The sequence below is a fragment of the Agrobacterium sp. rho-13.3 genome, from assembly GCF_033957765.2.
Lineage (GTDB): Bacteria > Pseudomonadota > Alphaproteobacteria > Rhizobiales > Rhizobiaceae > Agrobacterium.
On record NZ_CP192776.1, the window covers coordinates 338,143 to 352,817 of the forward strand.

Here is a 14,675-nt window from a genome sequence, read left to right on the forward strand (position 1 = left end):
ACTTTTGAGCGGTAGATGGACCATCTTTACCGTGATATTCGCTCAGCTAAAATCCAGGCTTGATAGCGCTCTGGATAGGGCTCTCTCCATAAAGCGTGGTTGATCCCAAGCGTCGGAATTCGACATTCCGCCCGAAATAATCTCAAAATCGGATTTTTCTGTCGCGCTTTCAAAACAACTAAGCCGGTAAGAAGTTCCCTCGCCTTTTTCTTCAAGAAGATGTTTAAGAATGCCTGAAATCGGCTGGACCAGCATTAATCGCTGATCTCCTTTGGATAAAAGTACGAACTTGATGTTAAACCCTGTCGTCTCGCAGGACTGGACCTTCGATGCAACAAAGTCATGTTCTTTTGTCACGACGTTGATAGCCGACTGTAGGCTACTAACAAGAATCTCAACCCGGCTAAAATTGTCTGTCAAAATCGCTGCCTCTTGACTTGATTAAAGAGCGTGCATTCGCAAACTGACCCAGCCGTGTCGAGCTAGTCCCAACATGAGAGGAAAAGATCGCCGGGCTTCAATTGTCCATCGGTTCTTACGAAATTGCTCGATCGTAAAGTCTGACGGCAAAAAGGATTTAAGGGTGGGTTTGTCGTAGAAAACTCGTTTTAACAGGCGGAGAAGAACGAATGGATCGTTCAAGGACGATGAAATTCGGAGCCTGGAAAAGGCAATGTGATTATTCCGTGATATATGACAAAGACCGCCGGGACTTGGCCTCAAGTCGCCCAGTCTACGATTATCGCCAGCAAAGATCATTTCCGTGATGGTGGCTAAGATTTCGATGGCGATGCGTTCTTTCATCAAAGTCTCTGCTGCGTCAGATTAGTTTAGAACATCGTATCCAGGCTTGAATTCCCTCTTGGAGATTTCAGCGCCTGAATTCATCCAGAATTGCCCGATCCGCCATAATCCGAGCGACAATCTCAAACGAAAGATCAATATTATTGCCTGACAATAATTCAGTATTGTTCAACAAAAAATAGTCAAGTCACTCTGTTGAGTTTTATGTTCGATCACGTAAATATATGTCCGATAGTGTTGCTTTTTCTGCGAACTGCCTATGCGTCGGGAGCCCACACCAACTCGGTTTGGAAGACCATGAGCGACTGATGAAGGTTCCGTCCAGCTTGATAAAGTAGCCATCACTACTCCTCTATTGGGCACACCCATTTCTCACCAGAGAACTTGAACAACTGCCTCAATGGGAATTGAACTGTGCAGCCATCTCTTGAACTGAACCGCCTTTGTTTGGCTGTGGTTAATGCTACAAAAGAAGTAGCTAATTGGCGAGATTGGACTATATCTGACCATCAGAGTATCGACGTCGATTTCATCAGCCACAGGTGCAGAATTGTTATCAATGATTGCTTTTTTTATTCGTCGTTCCAGAGGAAGAAGCCGACATGCTTCGACTCCTGAGCGTAACCATTTAGCAATGTCCGGCACTTTCGGATTGTTTATCTATTCGATGTTGGCTGGCAGCGTGGCGGGTGGCAGTTCGACGGAAATTCGATATTGCGGCCAGCTTTATTCCAGCGGCATAGCCTCGTATGTGGAAACAACTCTCCAATTCGATATGCTTGGTCGCATTACAGGACACTACACGTTCTACGAAAAAAATGCTGAAGTTGCTGGCAGCCTTACAGAGCAAGGTAAGCCAAACGGCACAAGACGGTCTCTCCTTTGGAGTGACAGGTATGGCCAAGGCAAGCTCGTTATAAATCTCAGTAAAAACAATACTGTCTTTCAAGGGAAGTGGGGCGGTCTCAAAGGCGATGTCATTCTTCCATGGACAGGCATGAGTTGCGATATCCCGAGCGCCGATATCTCTACCAAAGGCCTGAAAAAGACGCTGTCATAGCGACGACTGACCAACCGTCCTGACAATAGATCAGCCTCGACTTTACGGTCATCCGCCGATGAGCGGATTTACTTTGAAGATTTCTGATGGCTGCTCGTTGAAAAAAACGCAGGAAACCCCTTTTGAAAATCCATTTTGTAATTGACGCTACCAAAACAGTAGCGTATTTCCGCGAAACATAGTGACTGCAAAATGCCTTTCAGGGGTTGTGTGAACGGTGCACTGTTCGTTCATTTAGCGACGGTGTTGAGCAACGCCTTTGTCCAGACTGGACGCCGTTACAACAAGCCCCAAACGTCGGCGCAAGGTAGCTTTCGCCAAATGGCCTAGCTGAACCGGCTGATGTCTGCGAAACCCAGAGAACAAACAGGACGAATTGACATGATCGAAACTTCAGCTCCCCTAACAGAAAAAAAGCTCATCAGCATTTTTGCATTGTGGTTGCTTGGTTTTACAGTTTTGTATGTTGTGGCCGATTTCCTTGCCAGTTTGGTTTCGGACGTCTCTATACCTGGCCACGTCACGAGCATTATTGCTGTGATGGGGTCTTCCATGGTGACCGGTGACGCATACTTCAAACATTATGGTAAAATGCCGAGTAATGCCTTGTCCTGGCGGTTAGCCGTTTGGTTTTTAGTGGTAAATCTAGCTCTTACTATCACTGCGGTCGGCATTATGGCGGCTATTGCATCGTTGAACGGTTTTAGCCTCTTAGATATGGCAATACCCAGCGACGTGTTCGGTGACGTCTGGCTCATCGTTGGAGTCGGCGTTTTTGTGCTAGTCCTTGATCTTCTTATTGCCCGTTTCGGCTTCTCACTCGGCGCCAAGTCAGCACGAAAATTTCTTGCAAACCAAGCCGAGAAATCCGCTCGAAAAAACAAATAAACACAATGGCAGGTTACATTCCTCCCACCGCCTACTATGCAACTATAGGCAGCAGTGCAATGCCACTCCTAAACACTGCCACCACAAACAGGATTAGTCGAATGTCATATGCATCCCTTACATCAACGGCTTTGTTTGCCATCTCCATCGTGGCTTACACGGGTGGCGCAGCCTATGCTCTAGACGGACAGGATCTATTGGCGAAGGTTAATGCGAACACTGCGCAGAATGGCCTTACCTTTACTGCGGGCTCAATCGAAGTTGACGGCGATGATATTCATCTGAAGGGTCTCGCATCTGCTGCCGTAGAATATCCGGGACAAAAAGTTGAATTGGGCAATATTACTCTCCAAGACGTCGAGCAAAGAGAAGATGGTGGATATATGATTGGCCGCATTGATGTGCCGGATATTACCCGTGTCGATGGAAGGACCAAAGTAGTCGCAGAAGGCATATCGATTAGAAATTGCCAGATTGCTGCTCTTCCAAAGGGCCAAACCGTAGATACTTTATCGTTTTGCCGATCGGTGGAAACTGGCCCTGTTAAGATTATAAACTACGACAAGGAGTTCGCTTCCATCGAGAGCATGGGTTATGAGATTTCACTGTTGCCTGACAGTGCCGGTCTGGGATTTGAGGCGGCAGTTGAGGGTATCTATGTGAATTTTGTAGAAGCCCCGAAAGCTGACGCGATGACCAATGCCAGCCTGAAGGCTGCTGGTCTGGAGGAGGTCAAGGCAGGTTTCGCAAGTAGTGGAAGTTGGACGCTTGCCGACGGAAGAATGAAGCTGGATGAAAGCCGCCTGACGATTGACGATATCGGCACGCTTGATTTTGGCTTTGACATCTCAGGTTATACACTTGAAACTATTTATGCTCTCGCGGATGAGACCGCAGCTTTGGTCAAAGCGAAGGGTGACGGTGTTGAGCAGGGTCACGATCCAGCTGTTGGCATTGAGAAGGCAATACTCGACATGGCCGGAAAAGTCAGCCTGAATAGTAGTTTCATTCGCTATGAAGACGATGGTCTGACAGAGAAGTTAGTTGAGTTCTTCGCCAAGGAACGGGGCACATCGGTCAGCGAATTCAACGAGGCCCTCAAGTTTACAATGGAGGCTCAAATCGCACAATTTGAACCTTGGCTCGGTGCGGAATTTGCGACGAGTGTCAAAGCCGCCGCCAGAGATTATCTTGACGATCCAGAAAGCCTCATTGTCGCAGCGAAGCCGACTAACACTGTCCCGTTCATGGCTGTCGCGTCGGCAATGTCAGAACCTAAGACTTTGATTGAACTGTTGGCAGTTGAGGTCAAGGCTAATGAATGAGCGGGTTTGCATACCTTTGGATCCAACGTCGAACGGCGTATCTAAAGCTGCAAGACCAGAGTTTGTTACGCGCAATTCGCAACGCCTCATGTTTTTGGTTTTGGGGCTTGCTTGGGTTTTGCCATTACCAGCAAAAGCTCTGGATGCCACTGAAATCGTCAGTCTGGTCAATTCCGTGGTTGAGCCGCTTGGTATGTCTATCATTACATCGGACGCGACCGCTGTCCCCCGGCAGGATAGCAGCGGCATCGATGTGTTTCTACACCGAGTTGCTTTAAAGTCTGGGCCAGCCGAAACTATCGCGCTTGGAGACGTTACTCTTGAATCTGTGAAAGTGGCAGATACTGGTGGATATACGATTGGCAGGATCCAGCTACCTAATCTGGACTTGCGTGACCCGTTAACGACCATCGTCACAAATGACGTTATTCTCTTGAATTGCAACGTTCCCAAAAAGTCTGGAGCGTTGATGCCGGACGATTTTATGTTCTGTGAAGGATTTCAGACCGGACCGGTTTTGATCAAAGATGGTCAGGTCGATATGTTCTCCTTTGATCGGTTGGAGTTCAATCTGACACGGATGGATGGGACCGCGGGTCTCAACTTCAGTGGGTATCTGAAAAACGATCTGCTTTACTCCATGGCTACCGAGCGCCCGGAAACAGAAAGATTATTGATTGCACTTGGATTGACGGAGATCAGGAGTAGCGAGAACTTTTCTGGAAGTTGGCATTTTCCCACCGGTCGTTTTCGGTTGAATGAGAACCATATCGATATTCCAGATGTCGGAAAGATTAGCGTTGCTTTCGATATGGCTGGGTTGACACAAGCTTGGATCAAGTCATTCCTGACCCCCCAATGGGAGGAAACCCACGTTGACCCTGACGGCGCGCTGGAAGATATGGACAGTGCAGTTTCTGTCTTACTTGCACAGCTTACCTTGAGCGGCTTCAGTGTGGAGTTTCAAGACAACTCTCTCACGCGCCGCGCCATCGACTATTTCGCTACTCATCAGGGAACGTCGACAGAGGTCGCTGAAATGGCAGTAAACGCGACATTTTCGCAATTCAGCAAGTCACTGTTGCCAACAGATTTCGCCGCCGCAGCGGGCAGTGCGCTGACCCGATACATCGAGGAACCAAACAACATTAGAATATGGGCAGAACCTCAAAAACCTGTGACATTCTCCAAAATTCTGGAGACGGTTGAGTCTGAACCAAAAGCCATCATAGATCTCTTGAATGTTTCACTCAGCGTTAATGATAGAGACAGAAATTCCACCTATCTGGAACGGCGCAATGATCTAGGTATCGTTGCGTTTTGCAGCGGCCAAGGCCTCCTGATTCCTGATGCTGAACGTTATTTCAGAATGATCGTTCAACAGACATTTCGGGATCCCGTTCATACATCTGATGGCGATGTCCATGAGCAAAAGGGACGCGAGGGTATCGTCTTTCTTCAGGGTTATGAGCAGTTCGTAAATGACTATGCAGCCGCCAAGGGCGTTGGTCTGCAAGAGGTTTGCGATCAATACAAGATCGGGATCAACCTTATGAAACGAAGTGTTCTAAACCAGAAATAGTTTGCGCGAACCTGCCATAGCACGACCTCTGCTGGTCGCTCATCCATTTCACGCTTTTGATCAAACTGAGATCCGTTCAATGAATGCTAAGCCGACCGTCCAAACGCCATCTTTTAAAAGGGCGATCATCGGATTCATCATTGCACCATTAGTCACCGGCGGCATTCAGGCAGTTGCGCTGGGATCGACAGCAGGACTTGCTTCTGCCCTTTTTAGTTACTCTTTTGCTTTTGTTCTGGGCGTGCCGGCATTCCTTTTTGCTCGGCGTTTTAAAATGACCGGTTTTGGAGCAGTGACGGCTGGTAGCGGCGGACTTGGTTTATCCAGCGGGCTCCTAATTCTAGTATCTGGCGGCATCGGCGTTTATTCACCCGCCTCATTATTCGCAGGCTTGGCTCTGTTCACAGCTCATGGGTCTATTGTTGGAGCGTTGTTCTGGGCGATAGCCATCTACTTACCTCACAATACCCGTGATCGTCCGTTGTGACACGTTGTGTATCTGTCGCACGCCACCTAGGACACTTAAGGATTACTTGATGAAGAACAATATCAAAACCACCCTTGCGCTTATACTTTTTTCGAATTGCGGATTGGCAGAGGTACATGCTGATGCTTCACAGGACGCATTCTATCTTCAAATGCGAAATCAACTTGGCATTATCGAATATTGCATAGAAAAAGGTTTCCCGTCGCAGTGGGCCGCTAAGCAGTACGAGCAGTTTCTGGCGACGATGACAGAGCCTGGCGATCGAACCCTAGTTTCAATCGTTGAGAGCAAGGGTCGTCAGGGCATCTACTACTACTTAGACAGCGCCAGTGAGATGTCGGTAGAACAACTTGCTGATGGCATGAACCAGACGCTGGAAGAGCACTGCAAGTCTTTCGACGAAAACGCCAAGTCGTTTTCTGCCAATTGAGACGTTCGCCCCGTTCGGGCGTGGGATGCCCGTGATTTCCAAAAAAACTATAAAGGTAAAACATGTCAAAGCTGTTCGTACTTCCGCTTGTTTCGAGTCTCCTTGTTGGTTCCGGTGCCTCCTCCACCATTGCGCAACCTACTTCCGATCCATCGTATCTCGAAAAGCGCAATGATTTGGGCCTCGTTGCCTACTGCACGAGTAAGGGTCTCCTCCCCCCAGACTCCGAACAGTTTTTCAAAGCTGGAATTGACGGAATCTACGGTGATTTGCCTTCAAATTTGGAAGCGGATTACCACGAAAATAGGGGGCGAGATGGGATTGTACACCTCCAGGGAGAAGAGCAATCCATAGACGATTTGGCTACCGAAAACGACGTTGCTGTTTCTGAAGTTTGCAATCAATACAAGCAACAGATCACGCTCGGAAAAATAATGGCGAGAAATGCAAGCGGAGCCGAGCAAAACGTTGATAAGAAGGTTTCGATTCGACATCAATTGGAAACTATGCGTGAGGGATCGAAATCCTTATATCTGGCTCGTGATCGCGTCGGACTTGAAGAAGTGGAAACCTTGCTAGAAGCGATAGCAAGAAATTACGATCACACTATTGCTTGTCGATTAACGGCAACCGCAATGGCGCGACAAATCAAAAGTTACGTCAAAGCCCTGGATGCGAAAGATTCTGATATGAAAAAACTCGTGGAAGGAGGCGTGAAAATTACAGAGATTTCCATCAAGCAAAACCTTGAAAATTGCGAATGATCCATTCGATGGTTCACGTCAGCACTAGCTGTGAAACCAAAGGTTTTTTGGAGGTTTAAATCGATATACGTAACGATCAAACGCAAAGAGAACTTCCGGAATGCATCTGATTTCAGAGTTCGAAGATTTATCGACTGAGACCGGCATAGCGTTGCCGCCACTTCTTCGCTCCCTTATTTTCTCAGGAAACACCAATTATTTCCCAGGCTGGTATTCACTTTGGCGCGATCGAAGCCTTGACCGCGTGGTGCCCTTTCTTAGCTGGTACGACTATGAGTGGATTGATGCTGCCACAAGCAGGAACGAGATAGCCACTTGGCTTAATCCAGCAGCGCAACATGGCAAAGCATTTCTTCCCTTCGCTCAATCTGGCGCGGGGGATATTTACTGCCTGATGACCTTGGAGGACGGACAAACTGGCGTTGCGCTGATTTGGCAGTACAACGAAAGCAGTCAAATCGACTATCGATCGTTCAACGATTTTGTGTGTATTCGCTACCTTGAGACATTTGCTGATCTAAGCCACCTCTCTGATGATTTTCCAGATGAAATCTCGGAGATCATTTCAGCTGACGTCTATTCCGTGAGCCGATTTATGGATGAACAAAAAAGCGGCTTTTTGAGGGGGTTCTGTCAACGTCGGATATCGCCACATGAGGTCCGTTACGGTAAAAACGGTCACACACAAACCGTTCCCGCTTTGATTTCCCAGTCGGAACTGGATTTCCACACCGCTCAATTCCCAGCGCCCTCCCCTAAACCTTTTCCTGTCGTTCCGCGCTGGGAATTATCTCAGTTCGCACCCATCAACACTAAAACGGCGGTCGGGTCTGACTGGCGTTCAAAGGCGTTGGATCCCAACACGAAGCTCCAAGCAATTCGCGCTTATCAACAGACATTTCAATGCACCCTGATTGTTGCAAAAAAAGCTGTAGACGAATTTATCATCGATGCCGGAAATCAAGCTAGTGATTGAATTTTCGGCTAATAGGCCGATCGCGGTTTGTACTTATAAGGCATTCGGACGATGCTGAGAGTGAGCCGAACCGTAGCTATTGTTGATACAATCGAGTTAGAGAATCTTCGTATGAAAAGCATATATCGAGGGCGTTGATGGCGAGCATTGATGATGAATTTTTCAATAGGGTGAACGCGGTAATTACGCTTGTGAATGAGCAAGCGTTGCAATCATCCCCTGCTCTATCTTCTGGATCGCTTCTTTTTGCCGCAGCGCGTTACACGGCCTATGAGATCGCGCTAAAGAGTAAAGACAAGCGGCAGATGGGCTCCGAGAAACACAATGCAATCAAGTTTTTTACAAACCAGTTTGCGGAAATGCTTGAGCAGGCCATTGATGATCACCTCGCTGGCGAGGATGAGCTTCTTAGAAAGTGACATTACGAGCTATTGTTCAGGATTCGGTGTTTTTATAAAAAGGAGCTTTCTCAAGCATACATATTTGGTCGATAACGGTCCGTATGGGTTGCCATTGTTCCGAAATTAATCAGCAAACGTAGACAGATTTGACGATCACTATTCCAGGGTTAGAGAGAGGCCGGCCACGTCTGAAATTAAGAGCGGACTGTTCCAATGATTGTATTAGGATGGATAATCGACATCACCGATGAGGCGCAATCGGATGTCGCCATGGGTACAGCTTATTTGTCCCTGCTTCCCTCCGCTGACCGGACTGATGTCGAGTTCATTTGAAATTCGATCAATATAAAAAAACAGCCCGCGTATTTTTACTGGCAGAGCAAGAATCAATGACTTCCAGTCAATTAGGAAACATTTCCGAATTTTTCCCGGTCCCATTGTGCAAGAGGATTTCAAGCTGATCAGAATAGTTTTTTATTCTCTCGTGATTTCTTATGTCTTGGGTTTCTTTATCATCGTCCTTGATCCTTGGTGGGAAGACAATGGTGTCGCTGTCTTCATAGAATGGCGTGATCGGTGGGCATGGGCTGCCATGTTTGCGGGTTTCATCGGGATGTTTCTTGTCCCCCTGGCCCTCATGTGGCGCCTCTCGCGAAAACTTTGAACACTCTGCCTTGATCGCGCTGGGATAATTTACGACCGCGTTCCTCTGCGTTTTTCTGGCCGAGATGGTTAGCCATCATTGGGTCGTTTGCGTCAAACTGATCGTATTTGGGACGGCCTCACCAATGTCGGGCTGATACGAGCAGTGTACTTTCCCTTGGATTAAGTGCCGATCGTTCTTAAGTGCCGAATAGGTAATGACGTAGTATATCATTCCTGGGCTCTGGCTTTCCTCCTCTGCTACGCCGATCATTCGGTAGGTCATTGGGTTGGATAATTGTGCTTTTATGGCCTCTTCGCAGGCCGAAAGGCCAGCGTCACAACCTGACAGGAAAAGCGCCATTGTCATCATAAATGATCGCATTGCAATTCCGTGGCGTTTTGACAGCAAGATGAGCTATACCAAAGTTGACGCAACTGTTCCTGAGGTCTTGGGTTGTCGACCAAGGTTGCGAACTACGCGGTGAGCAGCAAAGATACAGACGCTATGATCGCAAAAAGTATCACCAACCAGTAATATTTTTTCCGGATGATTCCGAGCGATGCGAGCAGCGAAATTATCATACACATCACGATCGGTACCATGATTAGCCAAATGTCGATAGATGTCACTCTGTTTCCTTTTTCGTGGTTTGTGTTCGCCAAAGTCTGAATCGATGAAAACGTCCGTCAGCATTAGAACTCAGACGCATTGAAGTCATCGCGCTGTGGCAAATCGCCATTATTAGATACAATCTCGAAATATCGAACATGCCACCAAAAAATAGCACACTAAATACGAGGGGAATAATAATATAGCTGTAAGAAAAATTTGAAATAAATCAAGAAATCGAAGTGATATGGACAATAAAAACATGATGAAAATCCAACTCAACAACTCCATCTGCGATACTGTTTCGATTAAGGTCGTGGTGTAAGTTATGGAGTAGGCGAGGAAAATAGACGATGAGAGGACAACAACTAAAACCAAAATTGCCATCGACGCACGACGTAGGAAATTGACAAAGTTTTTCTCCACCAACTTAGCTTACCTCACCAATAATAACGTTCCGGAAGCTGTTAGATTTTCTTTCCATCTCTCACTTGGCGCTCGGATGCAGCCATAAAGGGCTTACAGCGACTCCTCGTCAGTAATGCTTAGGTCGGGCCATTTCTCACGGTAGCGCACCAGCACGCGGTCAAGCAGCGGCGTTTCCGGATCGGGAAGCGGCAATTCAGCCAGAGGCGGCATATAGGCCAAAGGCTGCTTCATCAGAGGATGGTCGAATTCGGTCGGATTGGACAAACCCGCCCATTCGCGAATGCGCAGGAATGCGAGGATTTCGTAGGGAAAGAGTTTTGCCCGATCAAAATCAAACTCTGACTTTCCATCCGGGTCAGAATCGTGCGTCTGCTGGACATGATGCTCTGCCATATCCTCCACCCACTGTTTGACCTTGGAAATGTCGGTGGTTTTCCAGTCCGCCAGCACCTGATCATAGGGTGCCATGGTCTGAGGGTGCGAATATGGCGCGAGATCGATGAAGGGCTCGCCTTTCCCAGCGCGAAATATCTGGATGAGAAACCAAAAATGGGGAAAAAGAGAACCTGAATTGTGCCTGTCGTTTTTACGCAAATCGAGCAGCCGCGTGTCAAGCCCCTCAATCAAAGCATCGCCCACAGCGAGCGCTCGCCGTTTCCAACCACAGATGACTTGTAACGCAAAAAAAGAAGCAGCATTGTCTTCTAGCAATGGTTTAGCACGTCCAATTCGCGCTGGCGGCTCTTCCATCAAAATGCGCCATTGCGCGTGTTTTGAAGCAAGCGCCAATTGGCGCGAGTCATACTCACCTGAGTTCAATGCTGCCGCTTGATACAAGGTCAGATGCCATGTCAGGTGGCTGTCTACCCTATTAATTACAGGGACGTACTCTTGCGAGCCACTTGCGTATTTTTCCAAATCATTATTTGGCTCATCAAAATGAAGCTCAATCATGAGTGGATCGGAATTCCAACTGCCAAGGTCTTTTCTCAGTGATTTCAATAACGACTGTACTCGTCGCGTGCTGTTGATAGCTCGTTTTGCCATACTAGATCCGTCAATATGAAGGTGCAGACGAAAAGCACTGCTTGTGAAGTTCGCATACAGGCGCAAAGCGGTCAGGAGTGCCAATTACATGCCAAGGGAGCGCTTGTCTCTGCTCGAACAAATCTGGGGTTTTGTCACATGTATGTTTGCCGCTTCCGATAATACTCGCCCGGCCAATCTTGGTTGCTGGCCGGGCAGTCAAATTCTAAACGTCGATGACAGACGCCAGATTGCGATCAATCATTTGCAAATTCTGTTGCGGATTCCGAAGTCGTAACCATCATGTTGTATTCCTGAACAATCCATTGGAGGTCGTCGCCACCACCCTTTCTGGCGTCGCCTTTAGTCTTCTGAAGCTTTTCCTGAAAATCTCTCAGTTTACTAAGAAGCGATCCGGGGCTGGATTCAAAGACGTGGAAAGAGTTTGGGTGTTCGGATGCGTAATCATCCATTTGCCGCACTGCTCCAGCGTAGTCCTTGAGAACGGTGTCAAACTTTTGCATATCGATGACGGGCTTGTCGGCATCCGGTAGAATGTCAACGACGGATTGGGCTTTGATCATCACATTACGGACATGCCAAAGCGCTTTTTTGCCTTCCGATTTTTCAATCGCGTCAAGGAGTGCCTGGTCCATAACCTTCTTCTCCTCCGTCAGAAGTCTGTCTGCTTCTTTACGGGCCTCACCGAACAACGGAGCGTATTCGGCGATTTTTACGTGGAAGTCCTTGCCACCCTGCATCTTGTCCGACTTGTAGTCTGAACGATCATAATATTTGCTAGCCTTATCGAGAACCGGAGCGAGATTTTCATAGGTTTCTATGAAGTGCTGCATAGCAGCATCCAGTGTCGGCATTTTCGGGTCTGACGCGATCGCCTCCTTTGCCGCGGCAATTTCTTCTCTGACATCATAAGGCGCATAGAGGCCGTATATAACGCGCTCTTTACCCGTTGGGCCTTTCTTCATATCAACCCAACTATCGTATCTCTCAAGAGAATCAGAAGCTCTGATGGCTCGATTCATCAGGCCCACATATGCGTTCATCTTGTTGATTGCGGCCTCATCGCTACCGTCATTGTCGGTTTGGGCCAGAGCCTGAAAGCTCAGCATGAAAGAGAGCAGTACGCCCCATAGCAGTCTCATTGTAAACTTCATCGAATCGTTCCTGATTTTCATAATTTTCGACAGTGCCATCTGGTTTTCCGAGATATCCCAACTGCAAGATGCATGCAGGTGAGTTCAGTGTCGAAAGAACTGGTATAAAATGGGATCGGTCTTCCTCAGTACTTCTATGTGAAACTGCTCGCTTCCATTTTGACAAAGACGGACCCCCTTCATGAATTGATGGAGTGCGGATTGATTGCCAATGGGTTGATCCGTAAAATGATCTCTCGATCACTCAGAAAGCGCTCTGCGTGCCGCTTGTAGCGCATTCATCTCTGGATTTGCCTCGCAAATTTTCTTGAGCTTCGCATCATTTTCGGCAGTTTGCTTATCTAGACTGACATCATTAAATTTGGGCGTTCCGTTAATCCCAACGGGTGTCTTAAGATATTCACCGCATGTTTGGTTGCCGCCTGCGAGTTGAGCGTTGGCAGGTAACGTGCTTGAACCGACAACCAGAGCCATAACCAGTATCTTATCCATCAATGCCATTTTGCCTTGTCTTACCTTCACAGATTGGTTCTAGGTAATCTGTGATGCTTCGTCGTAGTACCAGATATCGGGCTTTTTTTCGGAACCTGAATAACTGGTGGTGATGCGGTGGTTTGGCCGCTTTTGTGTTGAATGATAGCTACTGATAGTGTAGCAGTCCATTCAATTCAAGTGCCTATGGACGGTTCAACGTACTATCGTCGTATTGCGAGTGCGGATTTGCTGATATTGGCACCCAAGACCTATGACGGACAGGGGAACGCGGCAGGGTTGAGCCACAAACATGGGCTGTGGTCCGGTTTCGCGCAGACACCTGTTGCAACTACCTATCCCGCTCTGCAATGAAGAGCAGGTCGGCACGATTGTCGGTCGTCGCTTCGAAAACGCACGATCCACACCGGCAGGCCCAGTTGCTTGATGTAACTGCGGCAAATGCCGTACATACCTTGCATGAGAGGATTTTCTCCATCTGGCGCAAAAGGTTTCATGTTCATGATCCGGGTCCAGCCTGTTAATCGCGCCAACCCACCTGGCGGAGGCCGACTTCATCACCCACTCGTTCGACGTCTTTCTAGAAGGCAGCCCCGCTTGCCGCCTGATCGACAAGATGTGGATGAACCACCGCAACACGGTGAACATGGCGGGGCTCAAGCAGGCCGATCTGGCCGCTTTGCAAAAACAAATTCAAGACTGGATTTGCGAGTGCCAAAGTGAAGTCAGCAACAAGAAAGACGACGGCAGTCTGAAAACCTGCCCCGAGATCGGTACGGACCGGCACGACTGCATGGAGCAGAAGAAGAAAAAGCAAAACGACGCTGACAATAAGAAAGGGAAAAAGCCCACTCACGGTGACGAAAAAGGCTACAAGCTCAAAGACGGCAAGATCGATCGTACCGACGACATCACCAAACGGCGAGCCGACAATACCGCCAAGGCCACAACGCGCGCAGATCAAGCCCGACGCGCCGAGATCAACGCCTCTCACCGCGCACGAAACACACGCAATGCCCATCAAGGCTACAAACGTTATCGAAAAGATGGCGGAGGTGGACGCGGGTTTGGTGGACTTGAAGCCGCGACCGAGGCCATGGGTGAAGCCAAGGCAGAAGAGGCTTTCGAGAAAATGGCTGACGAAGCACGCGATGCCCACAGCAAGGCCATGCAGGAAGTGCTCAACGCAGACGATGCAGTCAAAGACGCCGACAACGTGCCCCGGCATGCAGAACACACCTACCCTAACGGCAGCATCATGAATGAAGACGGCAAAATTGAAGAGCTGTTTGAGTACAAATTTGTTTGCGAGAAGGGCAATCCGACCTACCGCACAGAGGATGGCACTTTGGGGCCGCCGTCTAAGGGGGAAAGTGTGGGGCGCTGGGGAATAGGGCAGGAAAATAAGTACGAAAAGGTAGGTGAAGCTATGGACAACGCAGGTATGTCCAAGGGAAAGACCAAAGTTAAAAAATACACCGCCTCAGACTGTCCCGGTGTAGGAGGAGGAGGTGGCGGAGAGTCCAAAAAATCTGATAAATCACGCCGCCCAGAAAAAACTAGGAAAGGTAAACGTTGACC

Annotated in this window: 14 protein-coding genes; 10 read left to right on the forward strand and 4 right to left on the reverse strand. The window is 48.3% G+C overall.

What is annotated here, in order from left to right:
* Positions 1-42 precede the first annotated feature (42 nt).
* On the reverse strand, positions 43-420 hold the full coding sequence (locus tag RMR16_RS24995) for a hypothetical protein (protein ID WP_320200675.1): 378 nt from the start codon (positions 418-420) through the stop codon (positions 43-45).
* A gap of 943 nt (positions 421-1,363) precedes the next feature.
* On the opposite strand from RMR16_RS24995, the gene RMR16_RS25000 reads away from it, so the two are divergent.
* The 9 genes from RMR16_RS25000 (at position 1,364) to RMR16_RS25040 (ending at position 8,735) form a co-directional block, all read left to right on the forward strand.
* Positions 1,364-1,864 carry a hypothetical protein gene (locus tag RMR16_RS25000; protein WP_320200676.1) on the forward strand — a complete coding sequence of 167 codons (501 nt, stop codon included), beginning with the start codon at positions 1,364-1,366 and terminating at the stop codon, positions 1,862-1,864.
* 381 nt (positions 1,865-2,245) lie between these two features.
* Positions 2,246-2,752 (forward strand): ABZJ_00895 family protein, encoded by a 507-nt coding sequence (locus RMR16_RS25005; protein WP_320200677.1) that lies wholly within the window; start codon positions 2,246-2,248, stop codon positions 2,750-2,752.
* A gap of 101 nt (positions 2,753-2,853) precedes the next feature.
* The gene (locus tag RMR16_RS25010; protein WP_320200678.1) at positions 2,854-4,077 is read left to right on the forward strand and encodes a hypothetical protein; all 1,224 of its coding nucleotides are present in this window, start codon (positions 2,854-2,856) and stop codon (positions 4,075-4,077) included.
* Positions 4,070-5,659 carry a hypothetical protein gene (locus tag RMR16_RS25015; protein WP_320200679.1) on the forward strand — a complete coding sequence of 530 codons (1,590 nt, stop codon included), beginning with the start codon at positions 4,070-4,072 and terminating at the stop codon, positions 5,657-5,659. The genes RMR16_RS25010 and RMR16_RS25015 overlap by 8 nt, the downstream gene beginning before the upstream one ends.
* Before the next feature lies 1 nt (position 5,660).
* A complete protein-coding gene (locus tag RMR16_RS25020) occupies positions 5,661-6,146 on the forward strand; it encodes a hypothetical protein (RefSeq protein WP_320200680.1) in 486 nt (161 codons plus the stop codon).
* Between the two features lie 49 nt (positions 6,147-6,195).
* Complete coding sequence (locus RMR16_RS25025) at positions 6,196-6,576, forward strand: hypothetical protein (RefSeq protein ID WP_320200681.1); 381 nt, start codon at positions 6,196-6,198, stop codon at positions 6,574-6,576.
* A 62-nt stretch (positions 6,577-6,638) separates the two neighbouring features.
* Complete coding sequence (locus RMR16_RS25030) at positions 6,639-7,340, forward strand: hypothetical protein (RefSeq protein ID WP_320200682.1); 702 nt, start codon at positions 6,639-6,641, stop codon at positions 7,338-7,340.
* A 100-nt stretch (positions 7,341-7,440) separates the two neighbouring features.
* Complete coding sequence (locus tag RMR16_RS25035) at positions 7,441-8,316, forward strand: SMI1/KNR4 family protein (protein ID WP_320200683.1); 876 nt, start codon at positions 7,441-7,443, stop codon at positions 8,314-8,316.
* A gap of 137 nt (positions 8,317-8,453) precedes the next feature.
* Entirely contained in the window at positions 8,454-8,735 is a 282-nt protein-coding gene (locus RMR16_RS25040; protein WP_320200684.1) for a DUF3144 domain-containing protein, read from the forward strand.
* 1,756 nt (positions 8,736-10,491) lie between these two features.
* On the opposite strand, the gene RMR16_RS25045 is transcribed toward RMR16_RS25040, so the two are convergent.
* From RMR16_RS25045 to RMR16_RS25055, 3 genes are all read right to left on the reverse strand, one after another.
* Positions 10,492-11,532 (reverse strand): hypothetical protein, encoded by a 1,041-nt coding sequence (locus RMR16_RS25045; RefSeq protein WP_320200685.1) that lies wholly within the window; start codon positions 11,530-11,532, stop codon positions 10,492-10,494.
* Positions 11,533-11,684: 152 nt separating this feature from the next.
* Positions 11,685-12,641, reverse strand: coding sequence for a DUF3829 domain-containing protein (locus RMR16_RS25050; protein ID WP_320200686.1), 957 nt, complete (start codon positions 12,639-12,641; stop codon positions 11,685-11,687).
* 201 nt (positions 12,642-12,842) lie between these two features.
* Positions 12,843-13,103: a hypothetical protein gene (locus RMR16_RS25055; RefSeq protein WP_320200687.1), complete on the reverse strand. Its 261-nt coding sequence runs from the start codon at positions 13,101-13,103 to the stop codon at positions 12,843-12,845.
* A 613-nt stretch (positions 13,104-13,716) separates the two neighbouring features.
* Here RMR16_RS25055 and RMR16_RS25060 point away from each other — a divergent pair.
* Entirely contained in the window at positions 13,717-14,673 is a 957-nt protein-coding gene (locus RMR16_RS25060; RefSeq protein WP_432355439.1) for a hypothetical protein, read from the forward strand.
* Positions 14,674-14,675 lie beyond the last annotated feature (2 nt).

Coding starts and splice junctions, on each gene's coding strand:
- RMR16_RS25035 (WP_320200683.1), top strand. CDS start 7,441: ATGCATCTGATTTCAGAGTTCGAAGATTTATCGACTGAGACCGGCATA.
- RMR16_RS25055 (WP_320200687.1), bottom strand. CDS start 13,103: ATGGCATTGATGGATAAGATACTGGTTATGGCTCTGGTTGTCGGTTCA.
- RMR16_RS25025 (WP_320200681.1), top strand. CDS start 6,196: ATGAAGAACAATATCAAAACCACCCTTGCGCTTATACTTTTTTCGAAT.
- RMR16_RS25050 (WP_320200686.1), bottom strand. CDS start 12,641: ATGGCACTGTCGAAAATTATGAAAATCAGGAACGATTCGATGAAGTTT.
- RMR16_RS25060 (WP_432355439.1), top strand. CDS start 13,717: ATGAACCACCGCAACACGGTGAACATGGCGGGGCTCAAGCAGGCCGAT.
- RMR16_RS25040 (WP_320200684.1), top strand. CDS start 8,454: ATGGCGAGCATTGATGATGAATTTTTCAATAGGGTGAACGCGGTAATT.
- RMR16_RS25015 (WP_320200679.1), top strand. CDS start 4,070: ATGAATGAGCGGGTTTGCATACCTTTGGATCCAACGTCGAACGGCGTA.
- RMR16_RS25010 (WP_320200678.1), top strand. CDS start 2,854: ATGTCATATGCATCCCTTACATCAACGGCTTTGTTTGCCATCTCCATC.
- RMR16_RS25030 (WP_320200682.1), top strand. CDS start 6,639: ATGTCAAAGCTGTTCGTACTTCCGCTTGTTTCGAGTCTCCTTGTTGGT.
- RMR16_RS25005 (WP_320200677.1), top strand. CDS start 2,246: ATGATCGAAACTTCAGCTCCCCTAACAGAAAAAAAGCTCATCAGCATT.
- RMR16_RS25000 (WP_320200676.1), top strand. CDS start 1,364: ATGATTGCTTTTTTTATTCGTCGTTCCAGAGGAAGAAGCCGACATGCT.